At 69.2% G+C, this 23,973-nt stretch carries 23 protein-coding genes and 2 riboswitches; of the genes, 17 read left to right on the top strand and 6 right to left on the bottom strand.

From position 1 onward, the window contains the following. Positions 1-196 precede the first annotated feature (196 nt). The 5 genes from ACYBSK_RS30420 to ACYBSK_RS30400 all read left to right on the top strand — a co-directional run bounded on the left by ACYBSK_RS30420 (position 197) and on the right by ACYBSK_RS30400 (position 4,232). Positions 197-1,336 (top strand): L,D-transpeptidase, encoded by a 1,140-nt coding sequence (locus ACYBSK_RS30420; protein WP_457480445.1) that lies wholly within the window; start codon positions 197-199, stop codon positions 1,334-1,336. A gap of 85 nt (positions 1,337-1,421) precedes the next feature. Beyond that, positions 1,422-2,189, top strand: a complete 768-nt coding sequence (locus ACYBSK_RS30415) for an enoyl-CoA hydratase/isomerase family protein (RefSeq protein ID WP_460244036.1) — start codon at positions 1,422-1,424, stop codon at positions 2,187-2,189. A 293-nt stretch (positions 2,190-2,482) separates the two neighbouring features. After that, on the top strand, positions 2,483-2,986 hold the full coding sequence (locus tag ACYBSK_RS30410) for an ATP-binding protein (RefSeq protein WP_460244035.1): 504 nt from the start codon (positions 2,483-2,485) through the stop codon (positions 2,984-2,986). Positions 2,987-3,059: 73 nt separating this feature from the next. After that, the gene (locus ACYBSK_RS30405; protein ID WP_460244034.1) at positions 3,060-3,974 is read left to right on the top strand and encodes a MerR family transcriptional regulator; all 915 of its coding nucleotides are present in this window, start codon (positions 3,060-3,062) and stop codon (positions 3,972-3,974) included. Between the two features lie 45 nt (positions 3,975-4,019). Then, the gene (locus tag ACYBSK_RS30400; RefSeq protein WP_457480441.1) at positions 4,020-4,232 is read left to right on the top strand and encodes an EF-hand domain-containing protein; all 213 of its coding nucleotides are present in this window, start codon (positions 4,020-4,022) and stop codon (positions 4,230-4,232) included. 49 nt (positions 4,233-4,281) lie between these two features. Here ACYBSK_RS30400 and ACYBSK_RS30395 read toward each other — a convergent pair whose 3' ends face one another. Together ACYBSK_RS30395 and ACYBSK_RS30390 are read right to left on the bottom strand one after the other, a co-directional pair. Beyond that, the gene (locus ACYBSK_RS30395) at positions 4,282-4,836 is read right to left on the bottom strand and encodes a glycoside hydrolase family 25 protein (RefSeq protein ID WP_460247130.1); all 555 of its coding nucleotides are present in this window, start codon (positions 4,834-4,836) and stop codon (positions 4,282-4,284) included. An 82-nt stretch (positions 4,837-4,918) separates the two neighbouring features. Then, positions 4,919-5,830 (bottom strand): SDR family oxidoreductase, encoded by a 912-nt coding sequence (locus ACYBSK_RS30390; protein WP_460244033.1) that lies wholly within the window; start codon positions 5,828-5,830, stop codon positions 4,919-4,921. Positions 5,831-6,049: 219 nt separating this feature from the next. On the opposite strand from ACYBSK_RS30390, the gene ACYBSK_RS30385 reads away from it, so the two are divergent. Both ACYBSK_RS30385 and ACYBSK_RS30380 read left to right on the top strand, forming a co-directional pair. Next, entirely contained in the window at positions 6,050-7,033 is a 984-nt protein-coding gene (locus tag ACYBSK_RS30385) for a L,D-transpeptidase (protein ID WP_460244032.1), read from the top strand. A gap of 220 nt (positions 7,034-7,253) precedes the next feature. Then, a complete protein-coding gene (locus ACYBSK_RS30380; RefSeq protein ID WP_457480439.1) occupies positions 7,254-7,409 on the top strand; it encodes a hypothetical protein in 156 nt (51 codons plus the stop codon). 182 nt (positions 7,410-7,591) lie between these two features. On the opposite strand, the gene ACYBSK_RS30375 is transcribed toward ACYBSK_RS30380, so the two are convergent. From ACYBSK_RS30375 to gcvT, 4 genes are all read right to left on the bottom strand, one after another. Beyond that, the gene (locus tag ACYBSK_RS30375; RefSeq protein ID WP_457480438.1) at positions 7,592-8,962 is read right to left on the bottom strand and encodes an L-serine ammonia-lyase; all 1,371 of its coding nucleotides are present in this window, start codon (positions 8,960-8,962) and stop codon (positions 7,592-7,594) included. 173 nt (positions 8,963-9,135) lie between these two features. After that, positions 9,136-10,404, bottom strand: coding sequence for a serine hydroxymethyltransferase (glyA, locus tag ACYBSK_RS30370; protein WP_460244031.1), 1,269 nt, complete (start codon positions 10,402-10,404; stop codon positions 9,136-9,138). An 8-nt stretch (positions 10,405-10,412) separates the two neighbouring features. Continuing rightward, positions 10,413-10,790, bottom strand: coding sequence for a glycine cleavage system protein GcvH (gene gcvH, locus ACYBSK_RS30365; RefSeq protein WP_457480436.1), 378 nt, complete (start codon positions 10,788-10,790; stop codon positions 10,413-10,415). A 67-nt stretch (positions 10,791-10,857) separates the two neighbouring features. Beyond that, on the bottom strand, positions 10,858-11,973 hold the full coding sequence (gene gcvT, locus ACYBSK_RS30360) for a glycine cleavage system aminomethyltransferase GcvT (protein WP_460244030.1): 1,116 nt from the start codon (positions 11,971-11,973) through the stop codon (positions 10,858-10,860). Between the two features lie 67 nt (positions 11,974-12,040). Then, a riboswitch (glycine riboswitch) is annotated at positions 12,041-12,138 on the bottom strand. After that, a riboswitch (glycine riboswitch) is annotated at positions 12,139-12,238 on the bottom strand. Positions 12,239-12,362: 124 nt separating this feature from the next. On the opposite strand from gcvT, the gene ACYBSK_RS30355 reads away from it, so the two are divergent. From ACYBSK_RS30355 to ACYBSK_RS30310, 10 genes are all read left to right on the top strand, one after another. Next, entirely contained in the window at positions 12,363-13,013 is a 651-nt protein-coding gene (locus tag ACYBSK_RS30355) for an AAA family ATPase (protein WP_457481906.1), read from the top strand. Positions 13,014-13,132: 119 nt separating this feature from the next. After that, a complete protein-coding gene (locus ACYBSK_RS30350) occupies positions 13,133-13,948 on the top strand; it encodes an enhanced serine sensitivity protein SseB (protein WP_460244029.1) in 816 nt (271 codons plus the stop codon). A 126-nt stretch (positions 13,949-14,074) separates the two neighbouring features. After that, positions 14,075-14,872, top strand: a complete 798-nt coding sequence (locus ACYBSK_RS30345) for an enhanced serine sensitivity protein SseB C-terminal domain-containing protein (RefSeq protein ID WP_457480433.1) — start codon at positions 14,075-14,077, stop codon at positions 14,870-14,872. A gap of 350 nt (positions 14,873-15,222) precedes the next feature. Further along, entirely contained in the window at positions 15,223-16,227 is a 1,005-nt protein-coding gene (locus ACYBSK_RS30340) for an ABC transporter permease (RefSeq protein WP_457480432.1), read from the top strand. Positions 16,228-16,356: 129 nt separating this feature from the next. Then, positions 16,357-18,129 carry an ABC transporter substrate-binding protein gene (locus ACYBSK_RS30335; protein WP_457480431.1) on the top strand — a complete coding sequence of 591 codons (1,773 nt, stop codon included), beginning with the start codon at positions 16,357-16,359 and terminating at the stop codon, positions 18,127-18,129. Between the two features lie 148 nt (positions 18,130-18,277). Beyond that, positions 18,278-19,279 carry an ABC transporter permease gene (locus tag ACYBSK_RS30330; RefSeq protein ID WP_457481905.1) on the top strand — a complete coding sequence of 334 codons (1,002 nt, stop codon included), beginning with the start codon at positions 18,278-18,280 and terminating at the stop codon, positions 19,277-19,279. Beyond that, on the top strand, positions 19,276-20,385 hold the full coding sequence (locus ACYBSK_RS30325) for an ABC transporter ATP-binding protein (protein ID WP_457480430.1): 1,110 nt from the start codon (positions 19,276-19,278) through the stop codon (positions 20,383-20,385). The genes ACYBSK_RS30330 and ACYBSK_RS30325 overlap by 4 nt, the downstream gene beginning before the upstream one ends. 26 nt (positions 20,386-20,411) lie before the next feature. After that, the gene (locus ACYBSK_RS30320; RefSeq protein WP_457480429.1) at positions 20,412-21,569 is read left to right on the top strand and encodes an ABC transporter ATP-binding protein; all 1,158 of its coding nucleotides are present in this window, start codon (positions 20,412-20,414) and stop codon (positions 21,567-21,569) included. 279 nt (positions 21,570-21,848) lie between these two features. Continuing rightward, a complete protein-coding gene (locus ACYBSK_RS30315; RefSeq protein WP_460244028.1) occupies positions 21,849-23,246 on the top strand; it encodes a M1 family metallopeptidase in 1,398 nt (465 codons plus the stop codon). A gap of 33 nt (positions 23,247-23,279) precedes the next feature. Beyond that, complete coding sequence (locus ACYBSK_RS30310) at positions 23,280-23,951, top strand: trimeric intracellular cation channel family protein (RefSeq protein ID WP_457480427.1); 672 nt, start codon at positions 23,280-23,282, stop codon at positions 23,949-23,951. The last annotated feature ends 22 nt before the right edge of the window (positions 23,952-23,973 follow it).

Raw genomic sequence — 23,973 nt, 5'->3', positions numbered from 1 at the left:
AATTCACGCCTCCCGCACGGCGTTGGGACTAAACGGTGACATCTCTGGGGATCCGTTTTCCCAGGTCGTGTGGTTATCTTTCGCAGTGCGCGCAAGCGCGGCAGTGCGGGCCTTGGGGGCAAGGCCGTGCGAGGGGAGAAAGATCTTGAACGGGCGACGACCGATATCTGCGGTTCTGCTGGGGGCGGCACTTTTCATGGTCACCGCGTGCGGTGGCGGCGATTCGGACTCCGGGGACAGCAAGGGGAAATCCGAGAAGGCGGCGGCGAACAAGCCGTCGAGGGCCGTGGTGAAGGTGGAACCCAAGAGCGGCGCCGACGACGTCGCGACCAGCGGGGCGCTTCAAGTCACGGCGGACAAGGGCAAGTTGACCGAAGTGAAGGTCGCCGACACCAAGGGCAACGAGGTGCAGGGCGACATCGCCGCCGACGGCGCGAGCTGGAAGCCCGCGCACCACCTCGCGGCATCGACCGAGTACAAGGTGCACGCGGTCGCGAAGGACAAGGACGGCCGCGAGTCCGCCAAGGACTCCACGTTCACCACGCTCACCCCGAAGAACACCTTCATCGGCACGTTCACGCCGGAGGACGGTTCGAAGGTCGGCGTCGGCATGCCGTTCTCGGTGCGCTTCTCGCGCGGCATCACGCACCCCGAGGACGTCGAGAAGGCGATCTCGGTCAAGGCGGAGCCGTCCGTCCCGATCGAGCCGCACTGGTTCGGCAACGACCGCATCGACTTCCGTCCCGAGGAGTACTGGGCGAAGGGCACCGAGGTCACCGTCAAGATGAACCTCGACGGCGTCGAGGGCCGGCCCGGTGTCTACGGCAAGCAGGTGCGGACCGTGAAGTTCACCGTCGGCCGCAGCCAGATCTCCACGGTCGACGTGAAGACGAAGATGATGACGGTCAAGCGCGACGGCAAGACCATCAAGAAGATCCCCGTCACCACGGGCAAGCCGGGCTACGAGACGTGGAACGGCAAGATGGTCATCAGCGAGCGGCTGCGGGTGACCCGCATGAACGGCGAGACGGTCGGCTACGGCGGCGAGTACGACATCAAGGACGTCCCGCACGCCATGCGCCTCACCGACTCCGGCACGTTCATCCACGGCAACTACTGGGGCGGCGACGCCTTCGGCAACTACAACGCCAGCCACGGGTGTGTGGGGCTGCGCGATGTGCGCGGGGGCTACGACAAGAAGATCTCGGCGGCGTGGTTCTTCAACAACTCGATGACCGGTGACGTCGTCGAGGTCAAGAAGTCCCACGACAAGAAGGTCGACCCGGGCAACGGCCTCAACGGCTGGAACATGTCCTGGGCGGACTGGAAGAAGTAGAGCCTCACCGGCGTGGCGGTCCGGGGCTCTGCCCCGGACCCCGCTGCTCAATCGCCGCGAGGGCTGCAAAGGTACGCTGCGCCGCATGACCGTTCACCTCGAAGTAGCCGACGGCGTGGGCACCATCCGCCTGGACCGCCCCCCGATGAACGCCCTGGACATCGCCGTCCAGGACCGCATCAAGGAACTGGCCGAAGAGGCCACGGCACGTGACGACATCCGCGCCGTGGTGGTCCGCGGCAGCGAGAAGGTGTTCGCGGCCGGCGCGGACATCAAGGAGATGCGGGACATGGACCACGCGGCCATGGTCACCCGCTCCCGCGGCCTCCAGGACGCCTTCACCGCGGTCGCCCGCATCCCGAAGCCGGTCGTCGCCGCGGTCACCGGTTACGCCCTCGGCGGCGGCTGCGAACTCGCGCTGTGCGCGGACTTCCGGATCGCCGCCGACAACGCCAAGCTCGGCCAGCCGGAGATCCTGCTCGGTCTGATCCCCGGCGCGGGCGGCACCCAGCGGCTCTCCCGGCTCGTCGGCCCGTCCAAGGCCAAGGACCTGATCTTCACGGGCCGCCAGGTGAAGGCCGACGAGGCGCTCGCCCTCGGCCTCGTCGACCGGGTGGTCCCGGCCGCCGAGGTCTTCGACGCCGCGAACGCCTGGGCCGGACGGCTCGCCAAGGGCCCGGCCATCGCGCTGCGGGCGGCCAAGGAGTCCATCGACGCGGGTCTGGAGACGGACCTCGACACGGGCCTGGCCATCGAACGCAACTGGTTCGCAGGCCTGTTCGCCACCCAGGACCGGGAGACCGGGATGCGCAGCTTCGTGGAGGACGGGCCGGGCAAGGCGAAGTTCGCCTGACGGCCTTCCGGGCGGCTCCCGACGGGGTGTCAAATGCCGCGCGGGCAAGCGGAGTTGATCAGGTACCTCGTTCGGGGAGCATTATCCCAGTCTTAAGCGAACCTTAAGAGATCCTGTTCGCAGCCGATCAACCGCGGCGCATTTCGCGGGAGTCGCCGCAGGTCAGCACGGGCGAGCAAGGCTCTGTACTGCCATAGGCATATGCCTGAACGGCCCTCCGGAACGAAGTGTTCCGGGGGGCTTATTCCGTCGGAACGGCCCCACGGGGCGCCCCCTGCCCTCATCATGGAGGCATGGCGGGGCTTGAGGGTGTGGAACAACCGCGGCGGCACGCGGGTGCGACCGCGGCGCGCTGGTCTCCCGCGGTCGAGGACGAACACGCCCTGCGGGCACTGGAGTTGTTCGGAAACCCGGCCGAGGCGGAGGTGTCCCTGCCGTCGCGTCCCGAATCGGCCGCGACCGCACGGCGGCTCGCACAAGTGGTGGTGCTGCGGCACTGGGGACTCTCCCCGAAGATGACCGAGGACGCCGTCCTGCTCGTCTCCGAACTGGTGGGGAACGCGGTACGGCACACCGGCGCCCGCCACTTCGGACTGCGCATGCTGCGCCGCCGCGGCTGGACCCGCATCGAGGTGCGCGACCCGTCCCGCGGTCTGCCGTGCCTGATGCCGGTGCACGAGTTCGACATCTCCGGGCGCGGCCTCTTCCTCGTCGACAAGCTCTCCGACCGCTGGGGCGTCGACCTGCTGCCGCGCGGCAAGACGACCTGGTTCGAAATGCGCGTCGCCGACCGCTGAACCCACCGCCTTCACCGTGGCCTCGGGCGCTGGGCTTGAGTCTCCACCCACTGGAAGGCCCAGACTCCTCCACATGATCGACGACGGCCCACGGCTGCTCACGATCGGACAGCTGGCCCGCCGCACCGGCCTCACGGTGCGCACCATCCGGTTCTGGTCCGACGAGGGCGTCCTGCACCCCGTGACCCGCAGCGAGGGCGGCTACCGGCTCTACGACGCCGAGTCCGTGGCCCGCCTGGAGCTGATCCGCACCTTGCGCGAGCTGGGCCTCGGCCTGGACGACGTCCGGAAGATCCTCTCCGGCGAGCGCGACCCGGCGTCCGTCGCCGCCGCGCACGTGGCGGCGCTCGACGCGCAGATCCAGGTGCTGCGGCTCAACCGGGCCGTGCTGTCGACCGTCGCCAAGCGGAATTCGAGCGCCGAGGAGATGGCCTTCATGAACCGGATGGCACGACAGTCCACCGCCGAACGCAAGCGGATCATGGACGAGTTCGCCGAGGAGATGCTGCGCGGCCTGGACACCGTCGACCCGGCGGTCCAGGAGCGGATGCGGGGCATGAGCGCGGGCCTGCCGGACGACCCGACGCCCGAGCAGGTCGACGCCTGGGTGGAACTCGCCGAACTGCTCCAGGAGCCGGACTTCCGCGCCCGGATGCGGCAGGCCACCGAGTACAACGCCGCCGACCGCACCCCCGACGACGCGGCCGGCGCCTCCATGCGGTTCCTGCGCACACTGATCACTCTCGCGGGCGACGCGGTGCGCGCAGGCATCGACCCGGCCTCACCCGAAGCGGAACCGGTGCTCCGGGAACTGCTCGGCGACGCCGACCGCTCCGCCGTCCTCGACCGGCTGCTCGCCACGACGAACGACAAGGTGGCCCGCTACCGGGAACTCCTCGGTGTCCTCAAGGGCGGCCGCCCCGAGCAGCCGCACCGTGAGGAGTTCGCCTGGGTACTCGCCGCACTCCGCGCCAGGACGGCCAGCTAATCTGACCCCCGTCAACACGGCAGTGAGCAAACGAGGGGTGACCCGGTGGCGGACATCGAAGAAGCACGCAAGGCGTTCGAGCGGTTCGACGCGGACGGCGACGGCTTCATCACGGCGGCCGAGTACAAGAGCGCCATGGCGCAGATGGGCGACTTCAACGTCACGGACTCCGTGGCCGAGGTCCTCATCGCCGGACAGGACGCCAACGGCGACAAGCGCCTCTCCTTCGACGAGTTCTGGGCGAACCTGAACAAGTGACCCCGACGCCCACTGGGGCGTGCGCCCGCCGCACGCCCCAGCGACGCGTTCAGGCCCCGGCCGCCCACTCCTTCATGGCGGCCTTGGTCCCGAAGTCGGCGATGTTCTTGTCGAGGGGGCTGTCGGTGTACTGGTGGATGGTCCAGTCCGCCTGGATGCGGGGCCTGCCCGCGGTCACGTAGTCGGCGATCCAGAGGCCGTCGCCGGCGTAGGACGTCGTGTCCACATTGAGCCAATAATTGCGGTTGCAGTACAACATGACGCGGTGGTTGGGGCGCAGGCGCTTCACCTCGCGGATGAACTTGTCCTTCTCCGCGTTGCTCGCGTGCGTTCCCTCGCCGGTCGTCTCCCAGTCCGCGGCCAGCAAGTCCCCTGCTTTCTCCGGGGCCTTGCTCACGAAGTACTCGGCCTGCGCCGTGATGTTCCCCGGCCACAGGAAGTGGTAGAAGCCGACCACGCACCCGGCGTCGCGGGCCCGCTTCGTCTGCGCGGCGAGGCGCGGATTGACGTAGGAGCGCCCTTCCGTGGCCTTGACGAAGACGAACGAGACGCCGTCCGTGTCGAACGTGGACTGGTGCGAACTGACGTCGATGCCGCGGATCATGCGGGCCTCCGGGTCGGTGGTGCGACGAGGTCGAACTCTCATCGTTCCCGGTCCGGCACGTCATGACGCGGGCTTTGCGGGATCAGCGGCTGTCCGTCATGCCGCCCGTCACCGTGACGACCTCGCCGACCGTGTAGCTGGAGTCCGCGTCGGAGGCCAAGTACACGTAGGCGGGGGCGAGTTCCTCCGGTTGGGCGGCGCGGCCCATCGGGTCGGAGGTCGAGCCGAGGTCTGCCAGGTAGTCGTCCGGGAAGCGTTGGCCGGAGAGGTTGAGGACCGTCCAGGTCGGGCCCGGGGCCACGACGTTGGCCCGGATGCCGCGCTGCGCGAGATGGCTGGCGATGGACTTGGTGAAGATGATCTGGGCGCCCTTCGTCGCGGCGTAGTCCATCATCATGTCGCTGCCCTTGAGGCCCTCCTCGGAGGCCGTCGCGATCACCGCGTCCCCGTGGCCGAGGTACGGGAGCGCGGCCTGGAGGAGGTGGAAGTAGGCGTACATGTTGGTCTTGAAGGCCAGGTCGAACTCCTCGAAGTCGAGGTCTTCGAGGCTGTTCTGGCTGTTGAGCCGTGCGGCGTTGCTGACCAGGACGTTGAGACCGCCCAGCTCGCGCACGGTGGCCTCGACCGTCTCGTGGCAGACGGCCGCCTCGCTCAGGTCCCCCGGCAGCAGCAGGCAGCGCCGTCCCTCGGCCTCGACCGCCTTTCGGGTCTCCTCGGCGTCCGGCTGCTCCTGCGGGAGGTGGCCGATGGCGACGTCCGCGCCCTCGCGGGCGTACAGCACGGCGACCGCCCGGCCGATCCCCGAGTCACCGCCGGTGATCAGGGCGATCCTGCCGTCGAGCTTGCCGGAGCCGCGGTAGCGGGGTGCCAGGTAGTTCGGGCGCTGGCTCATCCGTGACTCCAGCCCCGGGCGCTCCTGCCGTTCCCACGCGTACGGCGGGGTCGGCTGGGCCTCCTCCTGGGCAGGCGGGGTGTTCTTCGGGTGGTCGGTCACCGGGCTCGCCTCCTTGAGCCGGGGGATGCGCTGACCCCACCCGTGTCCCTCACCAGCAGGAAGCGAAACGGACACCGCCTGTCGCGGCTACCTCCGGCCACATTTTTGGCCCGCGCTTTGCCCGCCCGGACGCAACTGACGGAGGCCGGGCGACTGTCTGACAGTGAGCTGGGCCCCCTAGGGGGTACGCGGAGTGGACCCGGGAGAGCGGAGCAGGTCGTGGGACGGCGCAGGGGCAGTGGCATAGGAATCGCGCTGATGACGGTCGCGGTGCTGGTGGGCACGAGTGCCTGCGGCGGCGGTGGCGGCGCGGACAGGGCCGAAGGGAAGGCGTCGGGGAAGGCGAGCGCGAGCGCCAAGCCCTCACCGGACAAGCCCAAGGGCCCGCCGATGCTCCTGGAGACGATCACTCCGCAGACCGGCGCCGAGGTCGGCGTGGCCATGCCCGTCTCGGTGGTGTTCACGAACCCGGTGGCGGCGAAGGCCCGCGCCTCCGTCGAGAAGCACATGAAGGTGAGCACGTCGCAGCCGGTCGAGGGCGCCTGGCACTGGTTCGGCGACAAGCGCGCCGACTGGCGGCCCAAGGAGTACTGGCCCTCGGGGACGAAGGTGAAGGTCGACGCCGACATGAAGGGCGTCAGCAACGGCAACGGCCGCTACGGCGTGCACGGTTACACGCACACCTTCACCGTCGGCGCCGACGTGCGCGCCGACGTCTCCGTCACCGGCCACACCCTGAAGGTGACGAAGAACGGTTCGGCTCTGCGCACCCTGTCCATCAACGCGGGCAGCGCCGAGTACCCCACGTGGAACGGCACGATGGCCGTGATCGACAAGCAGAAGAAGGTCCACATGACCTCCTGCTCGATCGGTATCAGCTGCGACAAGGGCAGCGCCGACTACTACGACCTCACGCTCCCCTGGGACGTCCACCTCACCCAGTCCGGCACCTACGTCCACTACTCGACCGGCGACCCGAACCCGGGCAGCGGCAGCGCCCGCGGCTCGCACGGCTGCGTGCACCTGTCGATCGGCGACGCGAAGTGGTTCTACCAGCAGGTGAAGCAGGGCGACCCGGTGACCATCACCGGCTCCCCGCGTGCCAAGGCCCCGGCCGACAACGGCTACGCGGCGTTCAACCTGAGCTGGGACCAGTGGCTCCAGGGGAGCGGCTCGGGGGCGGGGACGACCGCGGCCCTGTAGCCGCCGCGGGCCACCTGCCGTCGCGGGTTCTCGGCATTCTTCTCGTTGCTCACGCGCGCAACGGTGGCCGCAGTGGTTGTTTCTCTTCGCAGCCGAAGATTTCCGGACGGTCAAGGACTGAAGTTCAACTGCATATGTGGTTCGGGGCGGGGTACTGGGGCTGAGCCCCGGAAAACGCTGTGAACACATCAACTGCTGAACTTGAGCGAAGGGAATCCTGATGATTCTTGTCGGACTGATCCTGCTGATCATCGGCCTGCTGGTGGGCATGGGCCTGCTGACCACGATAGGTGGAATTCTTATCCTGGTCGGCGCGATCCTCTGGATTCTCGGGGCCACCGGCCGTGCGGTCGGCGGCCGCAAGCACTATTTCTAGATGCTTCTCGATCTTCAACTGTGCAATGCGGCCGAACGGCCGGTAGTTCTCCGTGAATTACCGGTCCGGGATGCTATTCCGCGATGCCCGGTGAACGACCTTGTTGTCGTCCACCGGGCATCGCGTGTGTTCCGGCACGTTCTCGCGCTCAGCGCTCGATGAGGTTCAGCGCTCGATGATGTTCAGCACTCGATGATGTTCACCGCGAGCCCGCCCCGCGCCGTCTCCTTGTACTTGACCGACATGTCGGCCCCCGTGTCCCGCATCGTCTTGATGACCTTGTCCAGGGACACCTTGTGCGAGCCGTCGCCGCGCAGCGCCATCTTGGCGGCCGTGACGGCCTTGACCGCCGCCATGCCGTTGCGCTCGATGCACGGGATCTGGACGAGGCCGCCGACGGGGTCGCAGGTCAGGCCGAGGTTGTGCTCCATGCCGATCTCGGCCGCGTTCTCGACCTGCTCGGGGGAGCCGCCGAGGGCCTCGGCGAGGGCGCCCGCCGCCATCGAGCAGGCGGAGCCGACCTCGCCCTGGCAGCCGACCTCGGCGCCGGAGATGGAGGCGTTCTCCTTGAAGAGCATGCCGATGGCGCCCGCGGTGAGCAGGAGGCGGACGACGCCGTCCTCGTCGGCGCCGGGCACGAAGTTCACGTAGTAGTGCAGGACCGCCGGGATGATGCCGGCCGCGCCGTTCGTCGGGGCGGTCACGACGCGGCCGCCCGCCGCGTTCTCCTCGTTCACGGCCATCGCGTAGAGGGTGATCCACTCCATGGCGTGGGCCACGGGGTCGCCCTCGGCGCGCAGCTTGCGGGCCGAACTCGCGGCGCGGCGGCGGACCTTGAGGCCGCCGGGGAGGATGCCCTCGCGGGACATGCCGCGCGAGACGCAGGACTGCATGACGCGCCAGATGTCGAGGAGCCCGGAGCGGATCTCCTCCTCCGTGCGCCACGCCTTCTCGTTCTCCAGCATCAGGGCCGGGATGGACAGGCCGGTCTCCTGCGTGAGCCGGAGCAGCTCGTCGCCGGTGCGGAAGGGGTACTTCAGGAGGGTGTCGTCGGGAACGATCGGGTTCTCGCCCTCGACGGCGTCCTCGTCGACGACGAAGCCGCCGCCCACCGAGTAGTACGTCTTGGTGAGCAGCTCCTGGCCCCCGGCGTCGTACGCCCACAGCGTCATGCCGTTCGCGTGGTACGGGAGGGCCTTGCGGCGGTGCAGGACGAGATCGTCGTCGTAGGAGAACGGGATCTCGTGCGCGCCGAGCAGGTTGAGGAGACCTTTTTCCTTGATCGTCTCGACGCGTTGGTCCGCCGTCTCGACGTCGACGGTGCGCGGGGAGTCGCCCTCCAGGCCGAGCAGCACCGCCTTGGGGGTGCCGTGCCCGTGCCCGGTCGCGCCCAGGGAGCCGTACAGCTCGGCGCGGACGGCGGAGGTGTGGGCCAGCAGGCCCTCGTTCTTCAGGCGCCGCGCGAACATGCGGGCCGCGCGCATCGGGCCGACCGTGTGCGAGCTGGACGGGCCGATGCCGATCGAGAACAGGTCGAAGACCGAGATGGCCACGGTGGGACTCCAATGATGGGTGGTAGACGCCGTTGTCTGCCGGACGAGCAAGAGTGCGGTGGAAGCGGCCGGGGCACCGCGCTCACTGTTTCCTTCTGGTTCCAGTGTGCGTGGTGCCCCGGTAGGACGTATGTACGCAAGGGTACGTAATCCGGGCCGAAGGGCCGTGGCTGCTACAGGCCCGGGTACAGCGGGTGCTTGTCGGCCAGGGCGGTCACCCGGGCCTTGAGCGCCTCCGCGTCGTACGACGGCTGGAGCGCGAGCGCGATGACGTCGGCGACCTCGCGGAAGTCGTCGGCGCCGAAGCCGCGCGTGGCCAGTGCGGGCGTACCGATCCGGAGCCCCGACGTGACCATCGGCGGGCGCGGGTCGTTCGGGACCGCGTTGCGGTTGACCGTGATGCCGACCTCGTGGAGGCGGTCCTCGGCCTGCTGGCCGTCGAGCTCCGACTCGCGCAGGTCGACGAGGACCAGGTGCACGTCGGTGCCGCCGGACAGGACGTTGACGCCGGCCGCGCGGGACTCCGCGGTCGTCAGCCGCTCGGCGAGGATCCGGGCGCCCTCGATCGTGCGCTGCTGGCGCTCCTTGAAGCCCTCGCTCGCCGCGACCTTGAAGGAGACGGCCTTGGCCGCGATCACGTGCTCCAGGGGGCCGCCCTGGAAGCCCGGGAAGACCGCCGAGTTCAGCTTCTTCGCGAAGTCCTTGGAGCGGGCGAGGATGATGCCGCCGCGCGGACCGCCGAGCGTCTTGTGCGTCGTGGACGTGACGACGTCGGCGTACGGGACCGGGTTGGGGTGCAGGCCCGCGGCCACGAGGCCCGCGAAGTGCGCCATGTCGACCCAGAGGTACGCCTCGACCTCGTCGGCGATGCGACGGAACTCGGCGAAGTCCAGCTGGCGCGGGTACGCGGACCAGCCGGCGATGATCACCTTCGGGCGGTGCTCCTTGGCGAGCCGCTCGACCTCGGCCATGTCGACGAGGCCGGCGTCGTCCACGTGGTACGGGACCACGTTGAACTGCTTGCCGGAGAAGTTCAGGCGCATGCCGTGCGTGAGGTGGCCGCCGTGCGCCAGGTCCAGGCCGAGGATGGTGTCGCCCGGCTTGGCGATGGCGAAGAGGGCGGCCTGGTTGGCGGAGGCGCCCGAGTGCGGCTGCACGTTCGCGTACTCGGCGCCGAAGAGCGCCTTCACGCGGTCGATGGCGATCTGCTCGGTGACGTCGACGTGCTCGCAGCCGCCGTAGTAGCGGCGGCCGGGGTAACCCTCCGCGTACTTGTTGGTCAGGACCGAGCCCTGGGCCTCCATGACGGCGGCGGGAGCGAAGTTCTCCGACGCGATCATCTCAAGGGTCGACTGCTGGCGCTTCAGCTCGGCGTCGACCGCTACGGCGACCTCGGGGTCGAGCTCGTGCAGGGATTCGTTCAGAACGGACTTCTCGGTCATGGTGCGGGTCAGCTCCCGGAGAACTCGGTGTACTCGTCGGCGGAGAGCAGGTCCTTCGGCTCCTCGGCAAGGCGGACCTTGAACAGCCAGCCACCCTCGAAGGGGGCCGAGTTGACCAGCGCCGGGTCGTCCACGACGTCCTGGTTGATCTCGGCGACCTCGCCGGTGACGGGGGAGTACAGGTCGGACACCGACTTGGTGGACTCCAGCTCGCCGCAGGTCTCACCGGCGGTGATGGCGTCGCCGACCTCGGGAAGCTGGACGAACACGATGTCACCGAGCGCGTTGGCCGCGTGCTCGGTGATGCCGACCGTCGCCACGCCGTCCTCGACGGCCGACAGCCACTCGTGCTCCTTGCTGTAACGCAGGTGCTGGGGGTTGCTCATGATGAGAATTCTCCTGTACGCGGGAAGGTGCCGGTGACGGCGGGGCTGCTGGGCGGTGCTGTGAGGCTTACTTCTGGCGCTTGTAGAACGGCAGGGCCACGACCTCGTACGGCTCGTGCGAGCCGCGGATGTCGACCCCGACGCCCGCCGTGCCCGGCTCCGCGTGCGCGGCGTCCACGTACGCCATGGCGATCGGCTTGCCGAGCGTCGGGGACGGGGCGCCGGAGGTGACCTCGCCGATGACTTGGCCGTCGGCGACGACCGACATCCCGGCGCGCGGGACGCGGCGGCCCTCGGCGATCAGGCCGACGAGCTTGCGGGGCGGGTTGGCCTCGGCCTTCGCGGCGGCGTCCTTCAGGGCGTCGTGGCCCACGAAGTCGTCCCCGTGCGAGGTCTTCTCGAACTTCACGACCCGGCCGAGGCCGGCGTCGAAGGGGGTGAGGCCGGTGGTCAGCTCGTGCCCGTACAGCGGCATGCCGGCCTCCAGGCGCAGCGTGTCCCGGCAGGACAGGCCGCAGGGGATCAGGCCGTGCTCGGCGCCCGCCCCGGTCAGCGCCTGCCACAGCTTCTCCGCGTCGGCGGGCGAGACGAACAGCTCGAAGCCGTCCTCGCCGGTGTAGCCGGTGCGCGCGATGAGCGCGTCCACGCCGGCGACGGTGCCCGGCAGGCCCGCGTAGTACTTGAGGCCGTCGAGGTCGGCGTCCGTGACGGACTTCACGATGGCGGCGGAGTTCGGGCCCTGCACGGCGATCAGCGCGTACGCGTCCCGGTCGTCGCGGACCTCGGCGTCGAACCCGGCGGCGCGCTCGGTGAGGGCGTCGAGGACGACCTGGGCGTTGCCCGCGTTGGCGACGACCATGTACGTCGTCTCTTCGAGCCGGTAGACGATCAGGTCGTCGAGGATCCCGCCGTCCTCGCGGCAGATCATGGTGTAGCGGGCGCGGCCGGGGCCGACGGAACCGATGTTCCCGACCAGGGCGTGGTTCAGCAGGTCCACGGCTCCCGGCCCGGTCACCGTGATCTCGCCCATGTGCGACAGGTCGAACAGGCCGGCCGCGGTGCGCACGGCGTGGTGCTCGTCGCGCTCGCTGGCGTAGCGCAGGGGCATGTCCCAGCCGGCGAAGTCGGTCATAGTGGCGCCGAGCGAGCGGTGCAGGGCGTCCAGTGCGGTGGTGCGGGTCATGGGTGGTGTGCTCCCGGTGGCATGACGGCGGTGGCGGGGTCTCGGATCTCGTACGAGACGCGAGGCGCCCTCCCCATCTGTCATCGGAACCTGAGAGGTTCGCCCCGGAGGGCTTGCACCTTGGGTGGGGTCACGTCACAAGCGTGACCCACTTTTCAGATCTGCCTCGCCCGCGCGGTACGGGGCCTGAGAGATTCAAGGGAGGAACTTGCTCCTTCGGCGTCCGGGTACTCGATCGTCCCCGGAACTCTCCCGCGCGGATTCAAGCGGCCGGTATGCAGTTGCGCGCACATCATTGCATGCCCGGCCAACGGGGAAAGCCCTTGAGGGGCATTACCTTCTCTTTACACTTGAGGGGCAAGGCTGACGTGACCGGAACGGGGAGGACGATCACGGTGCACAAGGCAGTGGCGGGGGCTTATGGGGTTTCCGCGCCCGCGGTGGCGGGCGTGCGGATTCCCGGCCAGCGTTCGGTGCGGGACCTCCGGGGGCGGCGCGGGCACACACCGCGCAGACTCGCGTTCGCGGCGGGCGACCTCGTGGTGATCTCCGGACTCCCGGGCAGCGGCAAGTCGACGCTGATGCGGCGGGCGGTCACCGTGGTCCGGATCGACTCCCAGGACACCCGCGAGCGCTGGGCCGCGCGCATGCCGCGCTTCCTGCCGTACGCGCTGTACCGCCCGGTGGTCCGCGTCGCGCACTACGCGGGGCTGCGCCGGGCCATGCGCTCGGGCGCCAGCGTCGTCGTGCACGACTGCGGTACGCAGGCGTGGGTGCGCCGCTGGGTGACCCGCACGGCGAGACGGCGCGGCGCGGGCGTCCACCTGATGCTCCTCGACGTGCCCGCGGACACGGCCCTTGAGGGGCAGCGGGACCGCGGCCGCGGGGTGTCCCGGTACGCGTTCGCGCGGCACCGCCGGGCGGTGGGCGCCCTCGTCTCCTCGACGGAGCGGGGGGATCTGCCGGCCGGGATGGAGTCGGCGGTGCTGCTGGACCGGGCGGCGACGGAGGCGCTGGGCGGGATCACGTTCAGCGAGTGATCGCCGAGGCGTACGAGTTTTCGGTGACCGTCAGGGCGTACGCGTATCGTCGGCCCCGCGCGGGACGACGTCGCGTGCGGGAAGAGCAGCGCGCAGAACAGCAGAGGTTGATGGCAGTCATGGAGTTCCCAGGGGCCCCCGAGCCGGGGCACGGTCACGCCGAGGGGCAGGAGGGTGCGTTCTCCCATCCCGCGCAGGGCTGGCCCGCCAACGAGTTGGAGCAGGTGCTCGCCGCGGCCCTCGGCGAGGGGGCCTCAAGCTCGGCGGGCGCGCGGATCGTGGAGGTCCTCGGCCGCAGCCCTGTCTGGATCCCGCTGCCCAAGGGCGGCTCGAACGCCAGCCGGGACCTCGACCTGCCGAGCCTGGAGATCGAGGGCCAGGCCTACGTTCCCGTGTTCAGCTCCGAGCAGCAGTTCATGGCGGTCACCGGCGGCCGGATGGACTGCACGGTGGCCCCGGCCGTGGAGTTCGCGCGCGGGCTGCCGCCGCAGGTCGGCATCGCCGTGAACCCGGACGGCACGGTCGGCGTGCCGCTGCCGCCGCCGGCCGTGGCGGAGCTGGCCCGCAGCGGCCGCACGCCGCTGGACGGCCCGGCGACGGGGGGCCGCGTGGTGCTCTCCGAGCCGGACTGGCAGGTCGACCCGGTCGACTTCCTGGCCGTGGTCCGCGAGGAGTTCGAGGCGCTCGGCACGGTGCTGAGCGCGCGCCGCTGCCTCGCCGCCGTGGAGGACGCGGAGCCGTCCCTGTTCATCGGTGTGGAACTGACGCAGTGGGAGGGCTCCGCGCGCGATCTCCCGCTGGACGCGCTGGGCCGGGCGCTGGGCCGGACACCGGTGCCCTGGGCGGTGAACCTGGTGTTCCTGGACGTCACACAGGACCCGGTCGCGGACTGGTTGCGTACGCATGTACGCCCGTTCTACGTACGAGAAGGGTGACCACGTCCGTCAAGTCGGTGTCAGTATCGCCGCTTAAGCTGGTTTCATGACGTGACCGGTCGGCGCTTCGCTTTCCGGCCACGTGTGGAACACGGACGTATTGAAGAGCCGAAGGGGCGGTTACGGGTGAGTGCGTCGGGCACGGCCGCGGCCGGACAGGTCGAGCACATGCTGCGCCAGGTGACGCCGGGACGCTACGACGCGTACGAGGCGCTCCTCAAGGCCCTCGCCGACCCCGCGGCAGGCCAGGTGTGGATGCTGCTCTGGCACGGCCAGGCCGGCTCCCCGGACGCCCAGTACGGGAACATGGAGGTGGACGGCTTCTCCTACGCCCCCTGCGTCACCTCCGCCCAGGAACTCTCCGCCTCCGGCTGGTCGCGGGCGTACGAGGTGGTCAGCGGGGTCGACGCCGCGCGCACGCTCTACCCGGACCATTACGGCCTCTGGCTCAACCCGCACGCGCCGGGCGGCGGCGTCGGCATTCCCTGGCTCGACCTGCGGCGCATCGCGGGCGGCCTCGACCGGCAGCCGGCGGGGCCGCTGCGGCTCTCGGAGCCGACGATCGAAATCCCCCAGTTCTACGCCGTTCTGACCCAGAACGCCCACCGCACCACGGCGATCCGCTCCCTGCGCCGCGCCTGGGTCCAGCCGACGCTGGGCGCGCCCTATCTGGCCATCGGCCTGGACGTCTACGACACGTCTCCGGCCTCCGTGGACGCCGTCCGCGCGATGATGCAGCAGTCCATCCCGGCGGTGCCGGAGGGCCTTCCGGTGTCCACGGTCGCGATGTCGGACGAGTACGACCCGGTGGCGATGTGGCTGCGCCAGGCCCGTCCGTTCTACGACCGCGAGGCCCATGCCGCGCCTCCGGCTCCGGCGGGCGGTGGTTACGGCTACCCGCCGCCGCACGGCGCGACGTACTGAAAAGCTGTCCTCAAACGCCGGACGGGCTGGATCTTTCCAGCCCGTCCGGCGTTTGAGGACAGTCCTTATGCCCGGTTCCGCACCAACTCGCCCGGTCAAAGGCGGAGTTCGTCCCCCGCGTCCCAACTGCCCACCGTCCGAACCCCGTTCACCCCAGTTCGGATAACGGAACACCCCAGCAAGCATCACGGTTAGGCATCCTTTCGCCGTCAAGTCTGGCAACAGATCACACCCAGGTTGAAGACTCCCGCTCCAAGGGGGCTTCGCCTCTGTGTACGACGGACTGAACCACGCCGCCACAGCGGCAAGTGCGGGCCGGTCACCGCCGGTTGAGAGGGGTCCCTGCCACGATGACGGCACCATTGCACGACACGAGCGCGGAAGCGGAGCCGAGCGCACCGGTCGAGCCTGCCAAGGGAGAAGGAGCCCGCAAGGTCGAGGGCCGCTCGCTCAAGCAGATCGCCTGGAACCGGCTCAAGCGCGACAAGGTCGCCCTCGGCGGTGGCATCGTTGTCGTCTTCCTGGTCCTGGTCGCGATCTTCGCCCCGCTCATCGTCAGTCTGCTCGGCCACCCGCCGAACGAGTTCCACCAGGACAAGCTGGACCCGCTGACGAACCTGCCGCAGGGCGCGCTCGGCGGCGTCAGCAGCGACTTCCTCTTCGGCCTCGAACCGAACAAGGGCCGCGACGTGTTCAGCCGGATCGTCTACGGCGCCCGCATCTCGCTGCTCGTCGCGTTCCTCGCGGCGATCGTCGCGGTGTTCCTGGGCACGCTGTTCGGCATCGTCGCCGGCTACTTCGGCGGCTGGGTCGACGCGGTGATCAGCCGCGTGATGGACGTGCTGCTCTCCTTCCCGCAGCTGCTCTTCATCATCTCCCTGGTCTCGGTGCTCCCGGACGACCTGCTCGGCCTGACCGGCAGCGGGGTGCGCATCGCCGTACTGGTCCTCGTCATCGGATTCTTCGGATGGCCGTACATCGGCCGCATCGTCCGAGGACAGACGCTCTCCCTGCGGGAGCGCGAATACGTCGAAGCGGCACGGTCGTTGGGCGGTGGCTCACGGCACATCCTCTTCCGCGAACTGCTGCCGAACCTGGTCGCGCCGATCGTCGTCTACATGACCCTGATGATCCCGACGAACATCCTCACGGAGGCGGCGCTGAGCTTCCTGGGCGCCGGTGTCCGGCCGCCCACGGCCTCCTGGGGCGGCATGCTCCGCGACGCCCTGGAGACGTACGAGCACGACCCGATGTTCATGGTCTTCCCGGGCGTGACGATCTTCATCACCGTCCTCGCGTTCAACCTCTTCGGCGACGGGCTGCGCGACGCCCTCGACCCGAAGGGCACCCGGTAACGCCGCGCGCGTCCGGCGTCACACGTCCAAACCGGCTTCACCGAACTGCGCCTGCATCACCGGCAGGCGGCTCGATTCCATGGTTCTCCGGCAGGTGTCCGGGACCGCGATCTCGGAGGTTACGAGAAAATGCCCACAGGTTCCTCGAAACGACGGCTCGCCGCCGGTGCCGCCCTCGTGGTCGCGGCTCTGGTGTCGACCACGGCGTGCGGTGGCGGTGGCGACGACGAGTCCAACGGCTCGTCGAAGGGCGCCGGTTACGACGCGGCGTACAACAAGATCGCCAACCCTTCGAAGAAGAAGGGAGGCACGCTGCGCATGGTCGGCAAGCAGGACCTGGACTCCGCCGACCCGCAGCGCGCCTACTACGGCATGTCGTGGGACTTCATGCGGTTCTACACGCGCCAGCTGGTGACCTACGCGCCCAAGCCGGGGGCCGCCTCCACCGAGCTCGTCGGCGACCTGGCCAAGTCCACCGCCAAGATCTCGGACGACGGCAAGACGTACACGTACGAGCTGCGTGACGGCATCACCTGGGAGGACGGCTCGCCGATCACCTCCAAGGACGTCAAGTACGGCATCGAGCGCATCTGGGCGACCGACACCATCACCGGTGGCCCGCAGTACCTGAAGCAGAACCTGGACCCCAAGGGCGAGTACAAGGGCCCCTACAAGGACACGTCCAAGGACAAGCTGGGTCTGAAGTCGATCGAGACGCCGGACGACCAGACCATCGTCTTCAAGCTGCCGAAGGCCAACGGTGACTTCGAGCAGTTCCTCGCCATGCCGACCGGCTCGCCGGTCAAGCAGGAGAAGGACACGAAGGCCAAGTACACCCAGCGCCCGTTCTCGGCCGGCCCGTACAAGTTCCAGTCGTACAAGGCCAACAAGAAGATCGTGCTGGTCCGCAACGACAAGTGGAAGAAGGCCTCGGACCCGGTCCGCGCCGCGCTTCCCGACAAGGTCGACGTGACGATCTCCGCCAACCTGGAGGAGAACGACAAGCGCCTGATGGAAGGCGACTACGACGTCGACCTGAACGGCACCGGCATGACCCAGTCGGGTCGCGTCACGGCCGTCCAGGACCACAAGGACAACGTCGACAACATGCGGACCGCCTTCGTCCGCTACGTCGCCCTGGTCCACACCGCCAAGCCCTTCGACAACGTCCACTGCCGCAAGGCCGTGTTCTACGCGACGGACTTCGCGGGCCTCCAGCAGACCCGCGGCGGCAAGCTGGCCGGCGGCGACATCGCCAACTCCACCCTGCCGAAGTCCATCAAGGGCCACAGCGACTACGACCCGTACGGCGTCCTCGCCCGCAAGGGCAAGCCGGACGCGGCGAAGGCCAAGGCCGAGCTGAAGGAGTGCGGCAAGCCGAGCGGCTTCTCCACGAAGATCACCGCCCGTAACAACAACCCGGGCGAGGTCGACACCGCCGAGGCGCTCCAGGAGCAGCTCGCCAAGGTCGGCATCAAGGTCGAGGTCGATGCCCTGGACGGCGCCGAGACCGCCTCGATCACCGGTTCGCCGAAGGTCGTCAAGTCGCGCGGCTACGGCATGATCATGAGCGGTTGGGGCCCGGACTTCCCGTCCGGCCAGGGCTTCGGCCAGCCGCTGTGGGACAGCCGGTTCCTCTCGGAGACCGGTAACTACAACGAGTCCCAGATCAAGGACAAGAAGATCGACAAGATGTTCGACGACGCGATCGCGGAGACGGACCCCGACAAGGCCGGGCAGATCTACGAGAAGCTCGACAAGCGGATCCTCGACGAGGCCGACTGGATGCCGTTCATCTACGAGAACAACATCACCTGGCGTGGTTCCCGTCTGACCAACGTCATGATGGCCGACGCCTTCAGCGGTCGCTACGACTACGCCTCCCTGGGCGTCGTCAAGTAACACCCCCGCCGGGGAGCGGAGTCGCTCCGCTCCCCGGCCCCCTCCTGCTTAGCCGCCGAAACCCGCCAGTCCGAAGGGCAGGTGATGGCCCCGGGCGGCGGACGTGGACTCCCACAAGGAGCCGACGGACGCCGCCGGGCCGCGCACAGTGCTTGCTTATCTCATCCGGCGCCTGTTCGCCGTAGTCATCATGGTGCTCGTCGTTCTGCTCGCGACCTTCACCATCTTCTTCATGCTGCCCAAATGGGCGGGTCAGGACATCGCCGTCCTCTTCGCCGGCAAGTCGTCCGGAGCCGAGCAGCTCGCGGGGATCCGGATCAAGCTGGGCCTCAACGACCCCCTGCTCGTCCAGTTCTGGGACTTCGTCAAGGGCATTCCGCTGGGGCGCGACTACGCCAACGGCAGTGACGTGACCCACTGTTCGGCGCCCTGCTTCGGCTACTCCTTCCGTACGGAGGTCCCCGTCTGGGACACCCTGAAGGACGCGCTCCCGGTCACCGGCGCGCTCGCGCTCGGCGCCTGCGTGCTGTGGCTGATCGGCGGCGTCGCCACCGGCGTCGTCTCCGCCCTCAAGCGCGGCACCGTCTGGGACCGCGCCGCCATGACCACCGCCCTCGCCGGCGTCTCCCTGCCGGTCTTCTTCACCGGCATGGTCGCGATGGGCATCTTCGTGCACAGCCTCGGCTGGGTGAAGATCGCCGACTCGCTCTCCACGGAGGACTCGATCGGCACCTGGTTCGAGACGCTGATCCTGCCGTGGATCGTGCTCGCGTTCCTCAACGCCGCGATGTACGCCCGGCTCACCCGCGCCACGATGCTGGAGATCCTCGGCGAGGACTACATCCGCACCGCGCGCTCCAAGGGCCTCGGCGAGCAGGCCGTCATCACCAAGCACGCGCTGCGTTCCGCGATGACGCCGATCCTCACCGTCTTCGGCCTCGACCTCGGTGTGCTGCTCGGCGGCGCCGTGCTCACCGAATCCACCTTCAACCTGCCGGGCCTCGGCCTCGCGGCGGTGCAGGCCATCAGCAACAAGGACCTGCCGGTGATCCTCGGCGTGACGCTTGTCGCGGCCCTCGCGATCGCCGTCGCCAACCTCGTCGTGGACCTTCTGTACGCCGTCATCGACCCGCGAGTGAGGCTGGGATGACCACCGAACCGAACAAGACCGGAACGGCGGTCGGAGCACCCTCCGAGGTGGTCTCCGCCTCCGGCGCCCCCACCTCCTTCCTCGAGGTCCGCGACCTCAAGGTGCACTTCCCGACCGACGACGGCCTGGTCAAGTCCGTCGACGGGCTCTCCTTCAAGCTGGAGAAGGGCCGCACCCTCGGCATCGTCGGCGAGTCCGGCTCCGGGAAGTCCGTCACCTCGCTCGGCATCCTCGGCCTGCACACCACCGGCCAGTACGGCCGGCGCAAGGCGCAGATCAGCGGCGAGATCTGGCTGGACGGCACCGAGCTGCTCACCGCCGACCAGAACACGGTGCGCAAGCTGCGCGGCCGCGACATGGCGATGATCTTCCAGGACCCGCTGTCGGCCCTGCACCCGTACTACACGATCGGCCGGCAGATCGTGGAGGCCTACCGGGTCCACCACGACGTCGACAAGAAGGTCGCGCGCAAGCGGGCCATCGAGATGCTCGACCGGGTCGGGATCCCCCAGCCGGACAAGCGGGTCGACGCCTACCCGCACGAGTTCTCCGGCGGTATGCGCCAGCGCGCCATGATCGCGATGGCGCTGGTGAACAACCCCGAACTCCTCATCGCCGACGAGCCGACCACGGCCCTCGACGTGACGGTGCAGGCGCAGATCCTGGACCTGATCCGCGATCTCCAGAAGGAGTTCGGCTCCGCCGTCATCATGATCACGCACGACCTCGGTGTCGTGGCGGAGATGGCCGACGAACTGCTGGTGATGTACGGCGGCCGCTGCGTCGAGCGCGGCACCTCGGAGCAGGTCTTCACCACGCCCCAACACCCGTACACCTGGGGCCTGCTGGGCTCGATGCCGCGCATCGACCGGGACCAGACCGAACGGCTCACCCCGGTCAAGGGCTCCCCGCCCAGCCTCATCAACCTGCCGAGCGGCTGCGCCTTCAACCCGCGCTGCCCCTACGCGGACGTGCCCAAGGACAACATCACGCGCACCGAGCGCCCCGAGCTTCGCGAGGTCGGCTCCGGCCACTTCTCGGCCTGCCACATGTCGGCCGACGAACGCGAGCGGATCTGGAACGAAGAGATTGCGCCGAAGCTGTGACGGACGCCAAAGGACCTGAGACCGACATGACGCCCTCCTCGCCCCCCTCGATCCCCCAGCAGGCGACGACCTCTCCGGAGCCCGCGGTCGGCGAACCGCTGCTCAGGGTCGACGGCCTCGTCAAGCACTTCCCGATCCGCAAGGGCCTGCTCAAGCGGCAGGTCGCCGCCGTGCAGGCGGTCGACGGGATCAGCTTCGACGTCCGCGCGGGGGAGACCCTCGGCGTCGTCGGCGAGTCCGGCTGCGGCAAGTCGACGATGGGCCGGCTCATCACGCGGCTGCTCGAACCCACGGGCGGGCGCGTCGAGTTCGAGGGCCAGGACATCACGCACCTGAGCACCGGCGGCATGCGGCCGCTGCGCCGCGACGTCCAGATGATCTTCCAGGACCCGTACTCGTCGCTGAACCCGCGCCACAACATCGGCACGATCGTGGGCGCCCCGTTCCAGCTCCAGGGCGTCAAGCCCGAGGGCGGCGTGCGCAAGACGGTCCAGGAGCTCCTGGAGAAGGTCGGGCTCAACCCCGAGCACTACAACCGCTACCCGCACGAGTTCTCCGGCGGCCAGCGCCAGCGCATCGGTATCGCGCGGGCGCTGGCGCTGCGGCCCAAGCTGGTGGTGGCGGACGAGCCGGTCTCCGCGCTCGACGTGTCGATCCAGGCGCAGGTGGTCAACCTCCTGGACGACCTCCAGGAGGAGCTCGGCCTCACGTACGTGATCATCGCGCACGACCTGTCGGTCATCCGGCACGTGTCGGACCGGATCGCGGTGATGTACCTCGGCAAGATCGTCGAGCTGGCCGACCGGGACGAGCTGTACGCGCGGCCGATGCACCCGTACACCAAGGCGCTGCTGTCGGCGGTTCCGGTGCCGGACCCCAAGCGCCGCGGTGCCAAGAGCGAGCGCATCCTGCTGCGCGGCGACGTCCCCTCGCCGATCGACCCGCCGACCGGTTGCCGTTTCCACACGCGGTGCTGGAAGGCGACGGAGCTGTGCCGGACGACCGAGCCCCCGCTGATCCCGCTCGCCTCGGGCCACCAGGTCGCCTGCCACCACCCGGAGAACGCGGCGGATCAGGCTCCGCAGGACACGGTGTTGTTGACGGAGGCGAAGGAGGCGATCGACGTGATCACGGTCCCCGAGACGGTGGACGCGGAGCCTTCGGACGACCCGAAGACGGACTAGCCCGACCCGCGGCTCCCGCCCCACCGCACGGGGCTCCGCCCCGGACCCCGCGCCTCAAACGCCGGCGAGGCTGGATATGCGCACTTCGCGCCGAGACTTTCGGCGCGAAGTGCGCCATTGAAGCCCCTGCGGCGATTGAGCAGCGGGGTCCGGGGCGGAGCCCCGTGGCGTCACCCCCGTGTCGGCGCATATGGCCCGATGGGGTCATGTACACGACCACCTTCGAGCGGCAGCATTCCGCTGTCCGTCACACCGGAACCCGCTCGAAGGGAACCGCCCATGGCCCTCTCCCGTTCGGCACGCCTGGCCGCGCTCACCGTCGCCGCCGCCTCCTTCTGCCTGATCGCCGCCGTCCCCGCCCCCACCCCCGGCTCCGACGGCATCGGCGACCCGTACTTCCCGCAGCTCGGCAACGGCGGCTTCGACGCCCGCCACTACGCCCTCGACGTCGACTACGACCCCGGAACCGACCGCCTCGACGGCCGGGCGACCCTCACCGCGCGCGCCACCCAGAACCTCTCCCGCTTCGACCTCGACCTGCAGAAACTGACCGTCACCAAGGTCGAGGTGAACGGCAGACGCGCCGAGTTCACCCGCAGCGGCGACGAGTTGCGCATCACTCCGCGCGCCGCGCTCCGCAAGGGCAACACCTTCACCACGACCGTCACCTACGGCGGCGTGCCCGAACCCCTCAGCGGCCCCATCGTCTTCGGCTCCGACTACGGCTGGATGAAGACCGCGGACGGCGTCTTCGTCGCGTGCGAGCCGAACGCCGCCTCCACCTGGTTCCCGTCCAGCGACCACCCCTCCGACAAGGCCACGTACGACATTCGCATCAAGGCGCCCAAGGGCCTGACCGGAGTCTCCAACGGCCGTCTCGTCGACACGTACGACACCGACAAGGGCACCCGGACCGTGCACCACTGGCGCGAGACCAAGCCCATGGCGACGTATCTCGCGACCGCCACCATCGGCGACTTCGACGTGAAGACCGGCACCACCCCCGGCGGCACCCCCATCTACGTGGCCATCGACCCGGTCCTCGCCAACAGCAACAACGTCGACGTGTACGCGGTCACCGCCGAGGCCACCGACTACTGGTCGCAGGTCTTCGGCCCGTACCCCTTCGAGGAGACGGGCGCGATCGTCGACGACATGCCGCAGGCCGGCTTCTCCCTGGAGACGCAGACCAAGCCGATCTACTCGGCCGTGCGCTCCGAGTCGACGATCGTGCACGAGCTGGCGCACCAGTGGTTCGGCGACTCCGTCTCGCCGAAGCAGTGGGACGACATCTGGCTCAACGAGGGCTTCGCCACGTACTCCCAGTGGCTGTGGACCGAGCACAAGGGCGGCGCCTCCGCCCACGACTCCTTCCTCGCCGGCTACAACGCCCGCCCCGCCGACTCCGCGTTCTGGCAGGTCAAGATCGGTGACCCGCAGCGCGACACGATGTTCGCCTCCGCCGTCTACCAGCGCGGCGCGATGACGCTCCAGGTGCTGCGCGAGCGCATCGGCGACAAGGCGTTCTTCAAGCTGTTGCCGAAGTGGACGCAGGCGAACCGGTACGGCAACGTCGAGACGTCCGACTTCATCGCCCTCGCCGAGCGGGTTTCCGGGCAGCAGCTCGACGACCTCTTCGACACCTGGCTGTTCACGACGGGCAAGCCCAGCCTGTAGAAGGCCCGGACGCGCGGCGGGTAAGAATGTCGCGTGCTCCAGGAACTGTTCAATCCCTCCGTCCAGCATTGGCTCGACCTCATCGGGATCTTCGTCTTCGCGATCTCCGGCGCCCTGATGGCCGTCCGCAAGAACTGGGACGTCTTCGGGATCGCCGCGCTCGCCGAGGTCACCGCGCTGGGCGGAGGGCTCTTCCGCGACCTGGTCATCGGGGCCGTGCCACCGGCCGCGTTCACCGACATCGGCTACTTCACGACGCCGCTGATCGCCGCCGCGCTCGTCTTCTTCCTGCACCCGGAGGTCGAGCGCACCCAGACGGCCGTGAACGTCTTCGACGCGGCGGGCCTCGGCCTGTTCTGCGTCACCGGCACGACGAAGGCGTACGACTACGGGCTCGGGCTCACCGCGTCCGCCGCGCTCGGCCTCGCCACGGCGGTCGGCGGCGGTGTGCTGCGCGACATCATCGCCAACGAGGTGCCCTCGCTCGTGCGCTGGGACCGCGATCTGTACGCGGTGCCCGCCATGGTCGGCGCCGGGATCGTCGTCACGTGCATCAGCCTCGACGCGCTCGACGCCTTCACCAGCGCCATCGCCGTCCTCACCGCCTTCGTGCTGCGGCTGCTCGCGATGCGCTACCACTGGCGGGCGCCCCGCGCGTGGAACCGCAGGTCGGCCGGGGTGGAAGTGACGGAGGAGACACCGTAGGCCCCGGGCGGGCCGCCCAAAA

It is taken from the genome of Streptomyces sp. BYX5S, from assembly GCF_054724165.1.
Note: the sequence above shows the minus strand (reverse complement) of the source record. Positions and strands in the feature narration are given on the sequence as shown.